Raw genomic sequence first — 16,191 nt, 5'->3', positions numbered from 1 at the left:
AAACGATCCGGAAGTACCCCGTTGCATTTCTCACCGAGAGGTTCCCACCCGGACTTCGGAACGTAACGCGTTCGAGATCCTGTCCGGAGAGACCGGTCGGAGCCGGAGGCGAGGGTGCGTCTTCAGACGGCGTGCGGCGGGGGGAACAGCGGCTCGACGGGCGGGGGCTCCTTGGCGCGGTGGTTCCCGGGCTTGCAGCCGGCGAACGGGCCCGAGGGGTCCCGCAGGCTGCTCATCACCGGTCCCAGGAAGTCCCGGTGCCACGAAGCAGGACCCGTCAAGTCCGCGACCGGGCCGGTCAGTGCGGCCCAGGCCAGCCACAGACCGTGGAGCTGGGCGATCGCTTCGGGATGTTCCCACCAGCGCGAGCACCAGGGAGCGGTGGAGGTGACTTCGCGGCCGTAGACGGGCAGCAGGACGTGGTGCGTCCACTGGGTCAGCCGCTGGAACTCCATCTGGTACTCCGGCCCGTCCTTGTAGAGGATGAACCGGGGCGTGGCGGGCTTCTCCTCGGCACCGTCCGGCCGACCCACCGCACTCCCTTCGCCGTCCTGGGCGTGGCTCGAGGTCTCGTCGTCCATGGACATTCCCGGTACTCCTGCTCCTCCGGTCACGGTCGGCTCCGGCAGTGCCGTCGAGAACACCACGTGCCGCGGCCGCGCCCGGTTCACTCGGTCCGGTCGGCTTCCGGCGGGCCGTTGAACCGAACGCCGAGCGGATCCGTGACGTCGTCGAGCAGTCGGTGCCGACGACGCGGAGGACGTCCCTATGCCTGAGCCGACCAGTCCACGCCGTCTCCGGCCCCAGCGGTTGGCGCGGCAGTTGCTCGACGAGGAGCTACGGGCCAGCACGCGTGCGCGACAGCAGGAGTTCGCCGCACCTCCCGCCTGGGGACCGCTGCCCCGAGCGGCGGTACAGCGCTCGGGTCCACCGCCGGCTCCGGGCTCGGCGGGACAGGCAACGGACGATGTCGCGGACGAACTGCTGCGCGTGCTGCGCGACATCTGGCTGCGCGTGCTGCGCTACCGGCGCGGACCGGCGCCGGCGGCCGACGGGGGAGAGCACTCCTTCGAGCAGCCGCCTCCCACCCGGAGCCAGGAGGACTACCAGGCGCCATGGGCCGAGGCCCGGCAGTCCCCGGACCTCCAGGGGTACCAGTGGAACCCCGAACCCCCCGGCAGGCAGCAGCCCCTGGCAGCACCGGGCTCTGCCCAGGCGCCCGGATTCCCGCAGGCGCCGGGCTTCGTGCAGGGGCGCGGTCCCGCTGGGGCACCCCCCTTCGCCCAGCCGCCCGGCTTCGCACCGCAGGGGCCCGGCTATCCGATGGCTCCTCCGGGCCAGGGCTTCGCGCCGCCGCCGCAACAGCGCGACGGCCGACGGCGCCTGATGAAGGAGCAGTCGGCAGAGGGCGCCGACTCGGCCCTCGAGCAGTACGGGAAGCTCCGCCCTGAGCAGCAAGCGGCTGTCCGGGCGGAGGTCTCGAAACTCATCGACGGCAAGACCCGCTACCAGGTGGCCGCGAGCCGCAATCTGCTGCCCTTCAACGTCTCACTCGCGCAAGCGGCCCGCTCGTACGCGAAGAGCACCGAGGCGCCGCCGTCCGAACGGTCCTGGCTCTCCAGGCTGACGGCCCGGAAACCGGCGCAGCAGGGCGGCACCCGTGCCCGTACGGCTGAGGAGGGTGCGCCTGCGGTCCCCGGGGCCCGCATGGCCGCGCCACCGCGACTGCCCCAACTGCCGCACTATGCGGGCCAGACCCCGGTGGCGCCACCCCGTGCCCCTCTTCCGCAGTCGGCTCCGGGGTCCCGTACCGACAATGCCGCCACCCGTGCGGTGTCCCGGGCCGTGGCTCCCGACCGGGCGGACACCGCGGTGCGCCGGACCGGTCCGCCCGTACCGCCCAAACTGCCCGTCCCTCCTCCCAAGCTTCCGCTGGACGCGCCCGACACCGCACCCGCTCGGGCCCGGAACTCCTCGCCTGCGGGGAGTCCGGGGACGAGGCCGGTGAGTCCTGCTCAAAGCTCTGCCGATCCGACCGTCAGAACACCGGTCAGTCCCACCGTGAGTCCGGTGTCGCGGACCGTCTCGCCCAGCTTCAGCCCGGTCGTGGCCAACCAGTCGCTCGAGCACCTTCCCGGTGGCGAGGCGCGGGGGACAGGGACCCCGGCGCCCTCGCCGCCGTCGCCGTACCGTGCTCCCGCCGTGCAGCAGACCGGGACCCCGAAGCGGGGTCCGTCGCGCAGCCGTTAGGGGCGCGACGGGCGCGACGGGCGCGACGGGCGCGACGGGCGCGACGGGCGCGGCGGGCGCGACGGGTGCGACGGGCTCCCTGTGCGGGTGGGGCGGCCGGTGGGGCGGCGGCACCTCACCTGCCGCCGCCCCGCCCCCTTCGGAGAGCGGGAACGCTGCCGCTCGGTAGCCGGGGTACTGCCACTGGCCGGGGTCGGTGTACCAGGACGGCCGGCTGTCACCGGCATGCGGATGAGAGGAGTGCCGACGCTGGAGCCCGCTGCGTCCGTACGTCTGCGCCGCCGCTTCGTAGCCGTGCGGCTGGTCGGCTCCGGGCTGCCGGCCGGCCTGGCCGGCGGCGTCCTGACGGCGGTGTGCCGCAACGGGCCGCTGCACGTGCGCTGGTGGGACATCGGTGCGGCTGTCGGTGTGCTCACCGCTCCGGTCCTGGCCGCCGCCTACGGCAGCGTGCTCCTGCTGTCCGTCACCCGGGGCTGCCGAACCAGACCGCGGCCCCGGGGCGGCCGGTCACGGCGCGGCTCCAGTGGCCGGCCCCGGGGACGACCCCGAGCGGTCGAGGCGGGTCTGCGAGCGGTCACTTCGTCGCTTCGCGGGTCCACCGGAACCCGTCGTCGGACAGGCCGTGGGACGGGCCGCTGCCTGCGGGGCCGTCCGGAGTGACGTACCCGGCGCTCTCCGAGCGGTCCACATCTCCCGGAGGGACCTTCTCCAGGAACGCCGCCTCCTCGGCGTCTTCCGGCGCTGCCCAGCCGGAGGGCGGCGCCGGGCGGCCGATGTCCGACGGGTACGGGGCGTCGTCGTATCCGGGGTCGCGGCCGTCGTCGTAGTCGTCGTAGTCGTCGTAGTCGTCCTCGTGGTCTTCTTCCGCGCTGTGCTCGACCCCGACGCTCATTCCGGCGGGTGCGTCCCCGCCCATCCCGCTGCCCGCCCAGGCCCGGGCCGCGCGCCGGGTGATCGCCTCGGACTCGGCCTTGGCCTCCGCCGAGATGGCCCCGGCGCCCGGCTCCTTGAACCAGGGGCGCAGCCGGATGAGCGCCGGGCGGACGCCTGTGGCCAGCAGCAGGGCCGTGCCCTTGGGGAGGGCACGGATCTTGTCCGGAGGAAGGATCGGGTCCAGGCGGTAGGAGACCGAGTGGGAGCCGCCCTCCTTGCTGCGCGAGTAGGACGCGGTCTTCACATCCTGCTGGCCGACGAGTTTGGAGACCTTGTCCACGAAGTCGGCGTCGTCGAGTCCCGCGCCCAGGAGCTTGACCGTGGCGGCGCTCCACAGCGCGTCCATGCCCGCCTCGCCCCACACCCGGGAGCCCTGCCGGTAGCTCTGCAGCAGGGTGACGACGTTGATGCCGCGTGAGCCCAGGTGGCTGTAGAGGTCGGGCAGGTCGGAGATGCGGCAGACGTTGGCGGCCTCGTCCAGCACGGCTGTCATCGGCGGGTCGAGTCGGCCGCCCATCCGCTCGGCGGCGATCACTCCGGCGCGCAGGGTGGCGTCCGCGAGTCCGGCGATGACGCCCGCGGCCGAGCCTCCGCCGTCCTTGGAGAGCAGATAGAGGGTGTCGCGGCCCAGCACGTGCTCGTGCGGGCGGAACTCGGGCAGCTGCGGATCGGGCTGCACCCAGGCGGCGATCTCGGGGTCGAGCAGGCAGGCCACACATTGCCGTGCGGTCTCGTAGATGCCGTCCCGGGTCTCGACGGCGCCGCGCACCGTGCCCTGGAGCTGCTCGGCCATGGCGATCATGTCGGCGTCGCGCAGCAGGTCGACGGGGGTGCGGTCGGCGGGGTCGGCCAGCCAGCCGAGCAGGTCGGTGACGGCCGCGCCGCCGCGGGCCGCGGCGAGGAACAGCGCGGTGAGGGTGTTCTGGGCGGCCGAGATCCAGAAGTCCTTCTTGGAGGCGTCGTCGTTGACCGACGCGACGAAGTGACCTGCCAGCCGACGGGCGCCCTCGATGGTGTGGCAGTCGGCCAGGATGTTCCACCACATGCCCCGCGGGCTGTGGGCGATCCCCTGCGGGTCGAACGTCCAGACGGTTCCGGTGCGTTCGCGGGCCGCCCGGGTGACCGCGTAGACGTCGGACTTGTTGGAGGTCAGCAGCACCGCGCCGTTGGCACGCAGCACCCTGGGTACCGCGATGCCGGTGGACTTGCCGGCCCGCGGCGCCATCAGGTCCAGCTCCACGTCCTCGAAGGAGGAGCGCAGTTCGGGTCCGTCCGGGTCCAGATCGCCGAGCAGATTGCCGGTCTGGTCCGGGTGCAGTTCGGCTTCGTTCTTGAGCGAGGGCCGCAGTTCCCGGGCGCGTTTCTCGATCCCGGCGGGCAGCATGGCGGCCAGCTCCCGCCGCCCGGCCAGGCCCTTGGTGCGGGACCGCGAGCGGTTGATCAGCCGCCACACGGGGACGACGACCGCGGCCGTGGCCGCCCCGAAGACCAGCACGATCCCGCAGTACACGGCGACGGGTGACGCCTGCGGCCACAGCGCTCCGGAGCCTTTGGTGAGCAGTGTGGCCAGCAGCGTGACGGAGAACGCCGGAGCGTGCCAGCCGGCACCGTTGAGCGCGGCCCCGAGCGTGCCGCCGAGCCACACCCCGGCGGATGTCGTCAGGGCGAGCACCATCACGCCCACGATGGCCCAGGGCCACAGATCCCGGCTGTGCATGCCCCCTGCCGCACTCGGGCTCGGATTCATGCGATCCTCCTGTCCGGTTCCGACGGAGCAGCCGGCCCGGCCGCCGGATCCGGCGCTGCCGCAGGCTGCTGTTCGACGCCGGTGCCCGGAGCGGGCTGTTCGGTCGGGGCGTCGTTCTGCACCCAGCGGACGTTGGTGTCGTGCAGCCGGCTCTCCGTCTCGGTGATCCCGACCTTGATCGGGAGACCGGGACGGCCGCCCACCTTGATCAGGAAGCGGCCGCGGCCGGGCGGCTCCTCGCGGTCTCCGGTCACGGCCCAGCCCGGGGGCGAGGACCAGGAGGAGACCAGTTCGATCTCCCGCTGGGACAGCCCGACGATCTTCCCCAGCTCCTCCATCTCCGCCCGCGGCAGTCCCGCGCAGACGACCATGCCCGCGCGTTCCACGAAGCCGCGGGCCTTGGCCCGGTCCGCGTCGGTGCCCAGCGACTCGGCGTCCTTGAGGGTGTGGGTGATCTTGGCGTCGCCCATGCCGAGCGTGCGGTTGAGGCGGGTGAGCGCGTCGATCCGGTCGACGATGCCGGAGGCCGCGCGCAGCGGCCGCCACAGCTCGTCCAGCACGGTGAAGAACCAGCGCCTGGGCGTGAGCCCCTCGTCGGCCAGCGCGTGGGATGCGGCCACCGAACCGAGCCCGTCCGACCAGGCGGCGAGCATCGCCGCCGCGGTCAACTGGGTGTCCGCCTCCCCGATCCGGGAGATGTCGATGCACACCGCGGGAGCGTGCAGATCCACCCGGGTCGAGGTCTCCGAGGCGAAGGTGTCGCCCAGCGGACCGTCGAGGATGCCCAGCAGCGAGCGGTGCAGCGGGTCGACCGCGTCCCGGTAGCGGGTCTCGTCCCCGCGGTCCAGCGTCACCGCGCGCACCCGGTCCGGGCCCTCGCTGAGCACCTTCAGCACGTCCGGCAGCAGTGGGGCCTGCCCCGGGCGTGTCCGCTCGCGCAGGTGGTGCAGCACGGCCGAGAGGACGGCCTGCTCGTGGTCGTCCATCGGCCGCCCGCGCACGATGGTGATCAGCGCGGCGACCATGTTCAGCACCCGGCCGTGCGCCTCGGCCATCAGCGACTGCCCGGCCTTGCCGCCGATCCGGGCGGCGACCGCGCCCATGGCGCCCGGATCCAGCAGGTTGATGCCGCCGGTGCCCCGGCCGATGGAGATCACCTGACCGCCCAGGGCCCGCACCGTGTCCGCGTAGTCGGGCTTGAGGTCGCCCAGCACAAGCGGTACGACGCCGGTTGCGGACAGGCCGATCAGCATCCGGTTGACCAGCGTCGACTTCCCCAGGCCCGGCATGCCGAGCATGAAGAGCGACGGGTTGGAGATGTAGCGCGCCCGGGTGAACCAGGAGAGCGGGTCGCCGCACACCGTCGCGCCCGTGTGCAGGTGCTGCCCCAGCGGGACCCCCGTCATAGGCGCGCCCGAGCCCGCCGCGAACGGCCACAGCCCGCACGCCTGCACCGTCGTGGCCCGCCACATGGTGGGCGGGTCCATGCCGCCGACCTGCCCGCCGCCGGGTCCCGGCCAGCCGCGCGAGGGTGCCATGGGTTCCCGGCGCGGCGCCTTCTGCTTGGGCCGCTTCTGGCCGCCCCGCGGACTCACAGCGCCTCCCGCAGGTCGCGCGGCACCAGGGTGAGTTCCCACGGCAGGATTCCGGTGGGCAGGGTGCAACTGAAGGCGGCCGCCTGCATCCGGTCCGCCGGGCGCATCGACAGCCGCGCAGCGCCTTGCAGGTTCCGCATGGTCGCGCTCACGTCGGCCAGGTCCTCCTCGTCGTCGACGGTGGCGGTGAGCATCAGTGAGAACTCCACCAGGCCCGCGCCGGTCGCCTCTTCCTGGGCCGTCTGTTCCGTCGCCCGCACTTCGGTGGCCGCGCGCGCCTGCACCATGCCGCGTCCGGAGGTGGCCATGAACTGGGCGGCACGCCGGTCGGCCTCCACGATCCGCGCCGAGGTCGCCGGGTCGATGGGCCGGTAGAGCAGTGCCACCCGCTTGCGGCGGGTGCTGGGGGAGGGCTCCAGCAGGCCGCGGAGCACGTTGGCCCGCACGGTGCCGCGCGGGGCCAGGGTGAGCATCCAGGTGCGGGAGACCCCGGAGTCGTGCTGGTAGGAGGCGACGTTCTCGACGCAGGCCGAGGGACCGGCGTCCTCCCACTCCAGCCCGGTCCCGCCGTGCTGGGCCCGGATGTCGAGGACTTCGCCCGCGACCGCCGGGTCGTAGGCGACCCGTACCACCTCGGCGATCCGTTCGGCCGACAGCGGGTAGGCCACGCCGCCGCCCGCGCCGACGAGCCCGGAGAGCAGGCCCGGGATGCGGGTGGCCAGATCGGTGATCAGCTCGTCGTGCTTGAGCTTCTGCCCGGGCGGGAGGCCGTAGGTGAGGGTGATGTAGGTGTGCATCTCGGAGGACGCCTGCGGATACGACCCGACGACCTCCTCCATCACGGCGCGCGCGGCAGCCGGGGCGTCCGGGGCGAGCCGGGGCAGCACCTCGTGCGCGAGCCGGGTGCCCGAGTCCGGGGCCGTCTCGACGATGACCGAGGCGCCGCGCAGTCCCGTCTCGTGCGACAGCCGGGAGAGCCAGCCGCCCCACGACGCCACCCAGGTGTCCACCTGGTCCGGGTCCACCAGGGAACCGCCGTCGGGGTCGCAGCCCAGGACGATGGTGTAGAAGTTCCGGCTGCGGTGGAAGAGCACGCCGAAGTCCCGGTCGTAGGCGTCCCGGCCCTCGTGCATCTGCATCCGGCCCAGCAGGCCGGGAGGCTGGAAGCGGCCTTCCTGGCGGCGCGACAGCGGCCCCGAGACGTAGGTCGTGGACCCCTTGGACTTGCGCCGCATCCAACCGATCCGCAGCGCGAGCAACTGGTAGGCGTTACGCCCGTCCTGGGTCCGGATGATCAGCGGTACGAGCACGATGGCCAGCGGCACCAGGATGACGACCGCTGCCGCCAGCGAGATCAGCGACGCCAGCAGGGTGACGATGAGTCCGCCGAAGACCCCCGCGGTACCGAGCATGCCGAAGGGCCCGAGTCCCGGTCGTCTCGGCCTGCGCCAGTTCCCGTACGTCGGGCTCGACGCGGCTTGGGTTGACATGCGTTGCTTCCTTCCGTGTCCCTCTGGGTTCCGCCCGGGCCCACCCGCCGGGCCCGCCGGATTCGGCCGCGCCCCGGGAGCCCTCCGGCGCCGGTGACGTGGCGGGTCCGAAGGTCCGCGGCGGTCCGGGTGCCGCCGGTCCCGGAGGTCCGGCGGCACCCGGCCGGGTGGGCCCTACTTGTTGTGGCCGAGATCGGGGTTGGAGTCGTTCACCGCGCCGGTGAACAGCTGCCCGGTGCCCTTGGCGATGCCCTTGGCGGCCTCGCCGGCCGCCAGCGCGACACCCGCCGCCCCGGCGCCGCGGCTGATGGCCCCGCTCGGGCCCCCGCCGCTTCCGCCGCCGGATCCACCGCTTCCGCCTCCGCCGGAGCCTCCGCCGCGGGAGTTCCTGCTGCCGGAGGGGCTTGTGCCGTCCCCGCCGCCGGAGCCTCCGCCGCCTCCGCCGCCGGTCTTGGCCAGCGCGGCGGGCCCGGCTCTGCCCCCCGGCCCGGACCGGCCACCGGATCCGGACTGCCCGCCGGGCCCGGAGGCGCCGGAGGGGCCGGACCGGCTGCTGGAACCGGAGTTGGAGCCGCCGCCACCGCCGCCCCCGCCGGAGAGCCCGGCGGTGGCGATCGACTTCGCGCCGGTGGCGATGCCGCCGCCGGCGGCGGACGCGGCACCGGAGAAGGCGCTGCCACCGCCGAGCGCTGCCGTGGCGGGCACGATCAGCTTCAGCAGCGCGGGTAGGGCGATGGCCGACAGCAGCATCACGCAGATACCGGCGATCTTGATGTGGACCTTGTCACTGGAATCCTTCACGGGCGCGTTCCCGGTGAGGAGCTCCGTTCCCGCGAAGATGACGAGACCGGCCGCGGGTTTGTAGAGCAACCAGGCGATCATCCAGCCGATGTGCTTGCGCCACCAGCCGCCGCCCCAGTCGCTCATGGAAGCCGCGGCCGCCAGCGGCAGCGTGCCGAACAGCACGATCATCACCGCGAGCCGGATGTAGAGCAGGATCCCGTGGATGATGGCCGCGATGAGCAGCAGGAAAGCGAGGATCACATACAGGAATGCGGGGATGCCCTTCGAGGAACCGCACGCCATCGACTTCATCTGCGTCTTCATGGCGGTGGTGTACAGATGCGAGGCGAAGCCGTCGCCCACCGCGGCGGCGGCACCCACGACAGCCGTCCCGCCGCCCGCCACCACGATGAGGCGCAGCATGCCCCGCAGCGCGGTCTGCCCCGCCTCGCCGCGGCGTTCGGCCGCCATCCGGATGCACGCGAAGAGCAGCGATCCGATGGCGGTATAGACGACGAGCCAGTGCAACTGGCCCTGGACCGGGTTCGAGGCACTCGGCAGGAAGGTGGGGATGTTCTTCGTCAGCGACTTGAACGCGCCCAGGGCGCCCAGCATGACGAGGTCGCCGATGCCCCGCATGATGGTGCCGACCGGGTCGCCCAGGAACTTGAAGAAGCCCACCAGAGCGTCGAGCAGCGGGTTTCCGGAACCACTGCAGACGTCAGCCATCTCAGGCAGCCCCCCACCTGACGAATCCGCCGCTGCTGACGGTGGATTCCGAAGCGGAGAAGAGAGTGCCGTCGGACTGCGGCTCGACCTTCCAGTCGCCGCCGCTCCACCGCATGGTGACCGTCGTCGCCCCCAGCCCTCCGCCGGCGCCCTTGATCAGCAGCCGGACCTGAACCTTGTCCCGTGTGTACGAGCCGACGAGGAACCCCGAATACACTCCGGCGTCCTCGTCGTCGAGGTTCGGCCGGCCGAGGCCGGAGCGCTGGGAGATGAACGTGTCGCGTCCGTCGCCGGGCACGATCTGCTGCTCCGCGACCGTGCGCCAGTCCTCGGTGCCCATGTGCGTGAGAATCCCGTGAGCCGCCATGACGGCCCCCATGGGCGTGTGGGCGTAGCACCACCACACCGGTCCGTCGAACCGAGTGGGGCCGACCGACGCGGAGGTCGGCACATGCATGCCGTCCAGGTTCTTCCACACCACGTCCTTCGGTGCGGCGGTCGGCCGGGCCTTGCTCAGGCCGCTGCTGGGCTTCTTCTCCGCACCCGGCTCCTCCCCCTTCTTCTTCTGTCCCTCTTCGTCTGCGTCCTTCATGTCCTGGTCCTTGGTGCGGCACCCGTGCGGTCGCTCGCCCGGAGGCAGCGGGTCCTCGCCTTCGGCACCGGGGGAGAGGGGGCCTTTCACCGCCTGGGGCGCGGGTGTTGCGGCGTCAGCTCGGCCGTTGTCCGCCCCCGTGAGGTAGGAGAAGGTCGCCAATACGAGCGCGGTCCCCAGGAACACGGCCGAATAGACCCAACTGCGCTGCTTCCAGAAGGGGGCGTCGTCCGCCACCTCGTTCCGTTCACGGCCGAGCATCGCTCAGTTGCCGCCGCGGATGAGGAACCCGGCGGCGTCGCCCCCGCCGTCGCCGCTGTCGAAGAGCCAGCTCGCGAAGGGGCCTGCGGCCGCGATGAGGCAGCAGCCGGCCAGCACCATGCCCAGCCTGCTCATGTGTTCGGAGCTCTCACCGCGCTTGAGGGAGATGCCCATCATCGCGCCGGTGATCACGATGCCCAGGACTCCGGCGGCGGTGCCGACCCACGCGGCCATGCCGAGCATCTGGTTGATCTTGCCACCGAGTCCGTCGGGAACTTCCCGCTCCGGCTGCGGAACGCCTGCCTCGGCCAAGTAGTAGTAGACCATCGACATCTTCATGGGGATTCCTTTTGTCTTTGTCTGCTGACAGGGGACGGTCGGGGGGAACCCGACGGATCAGGTGTTGTACGGGCCGAACCACTCGACGATCGGACCGGCGGTGGTGGCGACGACCGAGGCGACGAGCACGATGAAGAGCCCTCGGAAATAGCTCGCGCCCTCGCCCATGTCTCCGCGGCGCAACTGGAGCGAGAGCTGGGTGCCGACGATGATCAGACCGAGTACGCCGGCCACCGAGGCACCCCAGGCGAGCCAGTTGAGCAGCGCGTCCGCGTTCGCGGCCGTCTTGCCGGTCGGGCTGTAGGGCGGCACCGTCTCCGGGTCGAAAGGCGGCTCGTCGTCCAGCAGCCGGGTCAGTACGCTCATCGCTTCTTCTCTCGTCTTCCGGGGCGCTGGGCCGCGCCCCCCGCCAACTCGGCGAGCACGCGGACGGATTTGGGCAGCGCACCCGAGCGCTTGTCCCCCCGCCACGCCGGAATCCAAGGGACCCGGTGCACGTCGGCCACCGAGCGCAGTACGCGGATCCGCTGCATGAGGTGGAGGGGGAGGCGTCCGGGCGCGTCGGCGACCAGCACCACCGCGAGCAGTTCGACGCCCGCCGGGTGCCGCCCGGAGTGCAGCGCCTCCAGTGCACGGGAGGCCGCCCGCAGCCCGGACGCGTGGGTGCGTGCCACCAGCAGCACCCGCCCGGGCTCGCCCTGCGCCGGATCGGGCAGGCGGCGCTCCAGGTCGCTGCCGCCGGCCAGTTCGGCGAGCGTGCTCGTGCCCGCCCCGCCGTGCGCGCCGACCCAACTGACGGCACCGCCGGCGGGAGCCGCAGCGCCGGGGACCGCCGCCTGACCGAGGCCGGGGAGCGCGGTCGCACGAGGTGCGGGGCGCTGCACGGCCGGGTCCGGAGCCGTCGGCGACACGGACTCCGGCTGCCACTGCGGCGCCGGGGCGGCCGGAACCGCCTGACCGGGCTGCGGGGTGGTCGCGGGCGGGGGAGCCGACACGGGCGCGGGTGCCGGGTTCGGCTGGGGCGCGGGCGGGGCAGCCGGTTGGGGCTGGGTCGTGTTCGCCGGGCTCGGCTGCGGTGCGGGTGCGGGTGCGGGTGCGGGTGCGGGTGCGGGTGCCGTCGCCGGACCGGGCTGCGGTGCGGCCGGGCGCACCGGGTCGAGCGGCGCCGTGGCCGCCGCGGCCGGATCCGGCGTCGGGCCGGCCTGCGGGGCCGCCCCGGACTGCGGAGCCGACGGTTCGGCCCGCTCCGGTGCCTCCTGCTCGGGCTGGGGCGCGGTCGGTCCGCGTACCCACATGTGCGGTCCGGCGGGTGTCTGCCCGGCGGACGCCGGTGGGGGGACGCTCATCGCGTGTCCAGCCTCCTCTCGTGCGACTGATGGCTCCTGTGGCTCCGCGGGACTGCGGTGGGTCGGAGCAGCGGATGTTGAAGACGAATTGAACTGATTCGTCCTCGTTCCCGTTCCGAAGTGCGAGCGCGTTGTGCTCCGTCGGAGAGCCACAACGGGGCTTCGGCAAAAGTGGTTCACCGTTCTTGACACTCGGTGGCGATCCGTGGCGGAAGCGGTACGGGAAGGAGGAGACAGCCGGTGAGCGAGAGTGGCGGGGCGTCCGGGAAAGCGGCCATGATCGGCCTGGCCGGAACGGGCTGCGGTTGCCTGATGCTGCCTCCCGCGGTGGCGGGCATCGTGGTCCTGCTGATCATCTTCGGCGGGCTGGGCGTCCTCTTCGCCCCGATCATCGCGCTCATCCTGCTCTTCGGCGGTGGGGGCAGCGGAGCCGACAACCCGGAGGCCGACGTCGACGAGGACGCGGTCGCCGCGTCGGTCCAGGGCGACGGCAAGGGCGAGCTGGACGAGAAGACCGTCCCCGAGGACCTGGCGGAGACCATCCAGGACGCCGGCGGCATCTGCGACGCCATCGGCCCGGTCGTCATCGCGGCGCAGATCGAGCACGAGTCGTCGTTCAACAAGGACATGCTCGGGCCGCACGGCGAGAAGGGCATCTCGCAGCTCCCGCCGGACAAGTTCGACGAGTTCGGCGAGGACGAGGACGACAACGACGAGACCTCGGCGACGGATCCCGAGGACTCGATCATGGCCCAGGGCCGCTACATGTGCTCGCTCGCCAAGAGCGTCAAGCCGATCGTCGACAGCGGCAGAGCCCCGGAGGACGAGAGTGTCCTGGACCTGACGCTCGCGGCCTACGAAGTGGGACTGGAGGCCGTCCAGGAGGCCCACGGCGTCCCCGAGGACAGCAAGGCCCAGAGCTATGTCATCACCGTGCGGTCCCTCTTCCCGCGGTTCGAGGGAATCGGCGGCTCTGTCGCGCCCTCCGAGTTCCCCGACTACGACGTCCCCGACGCGTCGTCCTCCGACTCCCCGTCCCCCGACCCCGATCAGAGCGGAGAGTGAGCCGCATGCTCGACACCCCCGACGGTCCGGCGCACGGTCGCCGCCCGGTACCGGGCGGTGACACCGCTCAGCCGCTCCTCGAGGGCCGCTTCGAGGCTCTCATCGCCCGCAACGGCAGCGTGGCGCTGAACGGGGAGCGCCTGCCGGTGGCGAGCGGGGAAGAGGTCCATGTCGCGGTGCTCGACGCGATGCACCGCGCCGCCCAGGAGCGCGGCGAGCCGGTCGAGGCGACCGTTCTCGACCTGCGGGAGGGCGGGTACGCGACGCACATCCGGGTCGCCCCCGACGGGTCGAGCCAACTGGTGGAGCCACAGGCGGAGGTGGCCGACGGGGAGCCGCCCGCGACCGGTCCGGAGCCGCCCGGGGCGCCCGGCCCCGACGCCGTGCAGGGCGGGCCGGTATCGGCAGCCCCACCCGTGCCCGGTCCACCCGTCTCCGGGACACCGGCACCGGCCGCGCCTGCTCCTGACGCGACGTCATCGCCGAGGCCCGGCGGGCCGGCGGAGCCCGTGTCCGGGGCGCCCGCGTCCGGGGAGCCCGAGGCTGGGACGCCTGCCTCCGCGGGGCCCGAGGCTGGGATGCCTGCCTCCGCGGGGCCCGAGGCTGGGACGCCTGCCTCCGCGGGGTCCGCAAACCAGGCGCCCGCGTCCGGGGTCACCGCACCCGTGGCGCCCACCCCGCTTGCCGCCGGGACGAACGCGTCCGGGCCGGAGCCCGGCGCGGACGGGCCGACGGTGCCCGGCGAGCTGGCCGAGGCGGTGGCCCATATCAACCGGGCCGCGGCGGAAGGCGAGGCGCAGCGCGCGATGGTGCTCGCGTTCCGGCTGCGGGAGCACGCGGTGCGCAGCTACGGCGAGGAGCACCCCTACGCTCTGGAGGCCCGTGATCTGGAGGCGTTCGTGGCCCGTCAGGGCGGCAACTACGGGAAGGCGACGGAGGTCTATCTGGACCTCGCCCGGATCTGCCACCAGCAGGGCGACCAGCGCGCGTACGGGTATCTGCGGCGCGCGGTCGGGAACTGGTATCTGCTCGCGGACCCGAAAAAGGTGCTGACGCGCGGTCAGGCCCTGCTCGACGCATGGTCGCTGCTCGCGGCGCAGGACGGACCGGCGGCGCACGACACGACGTTGCCCCGTCATGTGCAACTGCGGATGGACGCGTTGTCGGACCCGGCCGGCAGGTCGGCCTGACGCTCTGGCACCTCGGTATCCGAGGTCTGACATGCCTTCAGCCTCGGAGACGCCCACGGATCCGGCGGCGAGATAGATCACAACGGGCCAGAGAGGAGGCCGCTGACCAGCGACATCAATATTCGATTGACGGCGAGGGCCGCCCTTTGAGGGTGGCCTCGCCGCTGACGCGTGTGACCGGCGTCACGCAATCCCTCCGATCTGTCGTGAACTTCTGCCGCAGGGTGAGCATCTAATTCCTTGTAAAGCACGGAAGACACTGGTTTAGCGGGAAAAGACTGTCTACGTCCCATTTGTGATGCTCTGTGAGCATTTACCGGAGGGGTGAACGGCCGTCAACAGCATGTGGACCTTCCCTCGCGACTCTCTGCCTCGTGAGGGGGCCGCTGTGCGCGTCCCGGGGCCGGTCCGCCGTCGTCGGCGGCATGATGCGAGGGGTTGGAACCGTGAGTTGGATCGTCTTGGGGTCTGAGGGTGCGGCCAGCGCCCAGGAGCGGGCGATGCGCTCGCTCTACGAGCAGCACGCACGGCCGTTACAGGGTTATGTGCTCCAGCTGCTCGGTGGTGACGTGCAACGGGCCGAGGACGTCGTCCAGGAGACGCTGCTGCGCTGCTGGCGCAATCAGCAACTCGTCGGCTCGGGGCAGGAGCTGCGTCCGTGGTTGTTCAAGGTGGCGCGCAATCTCGTCATCGACGACTACCGGCTGCGCCGGGCCCGCCCCAACGAGGTCGACGGCGCCGCCTGGTTGGAGGACGTGCTCTCCGAGGCCGACGATGTCGACCGGGTGCTCTCCTCGCTGGTCCTGGTGGAGGCGTTCCGGACGCTGTCGCACGCGCACCGCGAGGTGCTGTACGAGACGTACTACACCGGCAGGTCGACCCGTGAGGTCTCCCATGTGCTCGGCATACCTCCGGGCACGGTGAAGTCGCGTCTCTACCACGCGGTGCGGAAGCTGCGGCTGGCCCTGGACGTTCCCGGGGCGGTGGCGGAGAAGCCCGCCGCCTCGGCCAAGTAGCCGGTGGCCGGGGTGCAGGGGGACCCGTCCCCGGCTCGCCGTGCGGCGCCGGACGCGGAGCCGGTGCCGCACGGCCGGGCGGACTCCGGAGGAGAGCCGCGGAGGCGGCCCGGCCGCACGCCGAGGCGCTGTCCGGCGTGGGACAGCGCCTCGGGCGGGCAGTTCCGGAACGTGCTCAGCCGACGTGTACGTCGGTGGCCAGCGCGGTGACCTCCAGTCGGCCGTTGTCCACCCAGGAGGGGAACTTCAGCGTCTTGTGCGTGGTGTTGGCCGGCGGCGTCACCTGGAGGTACGCGGCGTCCCGGGCGTCGGGCGTCCCGGTGTTGGCGTGCGTCCAGGAGATCACGGCCGCCACGCTCGCGTCGTCCTTCAGCGCGATCGTCTTCTTGCCGGGGTCCTTCGCGTACCAGCTGTCGCCCCAGTGCACGGACGAGCTCAGCGTCCGGTGACCCGAGTCCTCCAGACCGAGGCCGGGGTATCCACGCAGATTGCAGGTGTGACCGCTGGTGTTCTTCAGCTTGAGGACGACCCCTTCATGGTTCATCCCGCCGCCGAGCTTCTGTCCGAAGGAAGCGGTCAGCCCCGAAGTGTTGCAGGTGGGCACGCTGCTCGCCGCCGGGTTGCCGAGCGCCTGGCTGCCGAGCGCCTGGGCCGCTCCCGCGCCGGCGAGGCCGAGGCCCGCGGCGGCTGCGACGGCCAGACTCGCGGCGCCGAAGCGCTTCGCCCCCCGTCCGCGTGCCGTGCTGCTGCGGTGCTGCTCAGTCATGTCGGGTATTCCCCTTTCAATCGGGGTGCATGTGCGCTTTACGGAAGATGTGATGCGCTCACCGCGCGAAAAGTTCACCGGATGGTTCG

General features: G+C 72.4%; 14 protein-coding genes. 4 read left to right on the top strand and 10 right to left on the bottom strand.

What is annotated here, in order from left to right:
* Positions 1–122: 122 nt before the first annotated feature.
* A complete protein-coding gene (locus ACFYNS_RS07015) occupies positions 123–581 on the bottom strand; it encodes a DUF4913 domain-containing protein (protein WP_388601445.1) in 459 nt (152 codons plus the stop codon).
* 187 nt (positions 582–768) lie between these two features.
* Between ACFYNS_RS07015 and ACFYNS_RS07010 the strand changes: the two genes are divergently transcribed.
* The gene (locus ACFYNS_RS07010) at positions 769–2,250 is read left to right on the top strand and encodes a hypothetical protein (RefSeq protein ID WP_360298886.1); all 1,482 of its coding nucleotides are present in this window, start codon (positions 769–771) and stop codon (positions 2,248–2,250) included.
* Between the two features lie 574 nt (positions 2,251–2,824).
* Here the strand turns inward: ACFYNS_RS07010 and ACFYNS_RS07005 are convergent.
* From ACFYNS_RS07005 to ACFYNS_RS06970, 8 genes are all read right to left on the bottom strand, one after another.
* On the bottom strand, positions 2,825–4,930 hold the full coding sequence (locus ACFYNS_RS07005) for a type IV secretory system conjugative DNA transfer family protein (RefSeq protein ID WP_388601310.1): 2,106 nt from the start codon (positions 4,928–4,930) through the stop codon (positions 2,825–2,827).
* On the bottom strand, positions 4,927–6,402 hold the full coding sequence (locus ACFYNS_RS07000) for an ATP/GTP-binding protein (RefSeq protein WP_388601443.1): 1,476 nt from the start codon (positions 6,400–6,402) through the stop codon (positions 4,927–4,929). Before ACFYNS_RS07000 ends, ACFYNS_RS07005 begins: the two co-directional genes overlap by 4 nt.
* Positions 6,403–6,521: 119 nt before the next feature.
* Positions 6,522–8,015: an SCO6880 family protein gene (locus ACFYNS_RS06995; protein ID WP_360298880.1), complete on the bottom strand. Its 1,494-nt coding sequence runs from the start codon at positions 8,013–8,015 to the stop codon at positions 6,522–6,524.
* A 174-nt stretch (positions 8,016–8,189) separates the two neighbouring features.
* Positions 8,190–9,527: a hypothetical protein gene (locus tag ACFYNS_RS06990; protein WP_360298877.1), complete on the bottom strand. Its 1,338-nt coding sequence runs from the start codon at positions 9,525–9,527 to the stop codon at positions 8,190–8,192.
* Between the two features lies 1 nt (position 9,528).
* A complete protein-coding gene (locus ACFYNS_RS06985) occupies positions 9,529–10,380 on the bottom strand; it encodes a hypothetical protein (RefSeq protein WP_388601307.1) in 852 nt (283 codons plus the stop codon).
* 3 nt (positions 10,381–10,383) lie between these two features.
* Positions 10,384–10,719 (bottom strand): hypothetical protein, encoded by a 336-nt coding sequence (locus ACFYNS_RS06980; RefSeq protein WP_276477081.1) that lies wholly within the window; start codon positions 10,717–10,719, stop codon positions 10,384–10,386.
* 57 nt (positions 10,720–10,776) lie between these two features.
* Positions 10,777–11,085 (bottom strand): hypothetical protein, encoded by a 309-nt coding sequence (locus ACFYNS_RS06975; RefSeq protein ID WP_276477080.1) that lies wholly within the window; start codon positions 11,083–11,085, stop codon positions 10,777–10,779.
* Positions 11,082–12,065, bottom strand: coding sequence for a DUF6668 family protein (locus ACFYNS_RS06970; protein ID WP_388601305.1), 984 nt, complete (start codon positions 12,063–12,065; stop codon positions 11,082–11,084). The genes ACFYNS_RS06975 and ACFYNS_RS06970 overlap by 4 nt, the downstream gene beginning before the upstream one ends.
* Positions 12,066–12,305: 240 nt before the next feature.
* Between ACFYNS_RS06970 and ACFYNS_RS06965 the strand changes: the two genes are divergently transcribed.
* The 3 genes from ACFYNS_RS06965 to ACFYNS_RS06955 all read left to right on the top strand — a co-directional run bounded on the left by ACFYNS_RS06965 (position 12,306) and on the right by ACFYNS_RS06955 (position 15,336).
* The gene (locus ACFYNS_RS06965) at positions 12,306–13,130 is read left to right on the top strand and encodes a transglycosylase SLT domain-containing protein (RefSeq protein ID WP_360298867.1); all 825 of its coding nucleotides are present in this window, start codon (positions 12,306–12,308) and stop codon (positions 13,128–13,130) included.
* Between the two features lie 5 nt (positions 13,131–13,135).
* Positions 13,136–14,320 (top strand): hypothetical protein, encoded by a 1,185-nt coding sequence (locus tag ACFYNS_RS06960; protein ID WP_388601302.1) that lies wholly within the window; start codon positions 13,136–13,138, stop codon positions 14,318–14,320.
* Between the two features lie 446 nt (positions 14,321–14,766).
* Positions 14,767–15,336, top strand: a complete 570-nt coding sequence (locus ACFYNS_RS06955; RefSeq protein ID WP_388601299.1) for a sigma-70 family RNA polymerase sigma factor — start codon at positions 14,767–14,769, stop codon at positions 15,334–15,336.
* Between the two features lie 175 nt (positions 15,337–15,511).
* Here ACFYNS_RS06955 and ACFYNS_RS06950 read toward each other — a convergent pair whose 3' ends face one another.
* Positions 15,512–16,102 carry a DUF4232 domain-containing protein gene (locus ACFYNS_RS06950; RefSeq protein WP_388601297.1) on the bottom strand — a complete coding sequence of 197 codons (591 nt, stop codon included), beginning with the start codon at positions 16,100–16,102 and terminating at the stop codon, positions 15,512–15,514.
* Positions 16,103–16,191 lie beyond the last annotated feature (89 nt).

This window comes from Streptomyces sp. NPDC006925 (genome assembly GCF_042869575.1).
Classification (GTDB): domain Bacteria; phylum Actinomycetota; class Actinomycetes; order Streptomycetales; family Streptomycetaceae; genus Streptomyces.
This window is presented reverse-complemented; position numbering and strand designations above follow the sequence as displayed.

Excerpts from the sequence above, each read along its gene's own strand:
- ACFYNS_RS07005 (WP_388601310.1), bottom strand. The coding sequence starts at position 4,930 with ATGAATCCGAGCCCGAGTGCGGCAGGGGGCATGCACAGCCGGGATCTG.
- ACFYNS_RS06990 (WP_360298877.1), bottom strand. The coding sequence starts at position 9,527 with ATGGCTGACGTCTGCAGTGGTTCCGGAAACCCGCTGCTCGACGCTCTG.
- ACFYNS_RS07015 (WP_388601445.1), bottom strand. The coding sequence starts at position 581 with ATGGACGACGAGACCTCGAGCCACGCCCAGGACGGCGAAGGGAGTGCG.
- ACFYNS_RS06950 (WP_388601297.1), bottom strand. The coding sequence starts at position 16,102 with ATGACTGAGCAGCACCGCAGCAGCACGGCACGCGGACGGGGGGCGAAG.
- ACFYNS_RS06995 (WP_360298880.1), bottom strand. The coding sequence starts at position 8,015 with ATGTCAACCCAAGCCGCGTCGAGCCCGACGTACGGGAACTGGCGCAGG.
- ACFYNS_RS07010 (WP_360298886.1), top strand. The coding sequence starts at position 769 with ATGCCTGAGCCGACCAGTCCACGCCGTCTCCGGCCCCAGCGGTTGGCG.
- ACFYNS_RS06960 (WP_388601302.1), top strand. The coding sequence starts at position 13,136 with ATGCTCGACACCCCCGACGGTCCGGCGCACGGTCGCCGCCCGGTACCG.
- ACFYNS_RS06975 (WP_276477080.1), bottom strand. The coding sequence starts at position 11,085 with ATGAGCGTACTGACCCGGCTGCTGGACGACGAGCCGCCTTTCGACCCG.
- ACFYNS_RS06985 (WP_388601307.1), bottom strand. The coding sequence starts at position 10,380 with ATGCTCGGCCGTGAACGGAACGAGGTGGCGGACGACGCCCCCTTCTGG.
- ACFYNS_RS06980 (WP_276477081.1), bottom strand. The coding sequence starts at position 10,719 with ATGAAGATGTCGATGGTCTACTACTACTTGGCCGAGGCAGGCGTTCCG.
- ACFYNS_RS06970 (WP_388601305.1), bottom strand. The coding sequence starts at position 12,065 with ATGAGCGTCCCCCCACCGGCGTCCGCCGGGCAGACACCCGCCGGACCG.
- ACFYNS_RS07000 (WP_388601443.1), bottom strand. The coding sequence starts at position 6,402 with ATGTGGCGGGCCACGACGGTGCAGGCGTGCGGGCTGTGGCCGTTCGCG.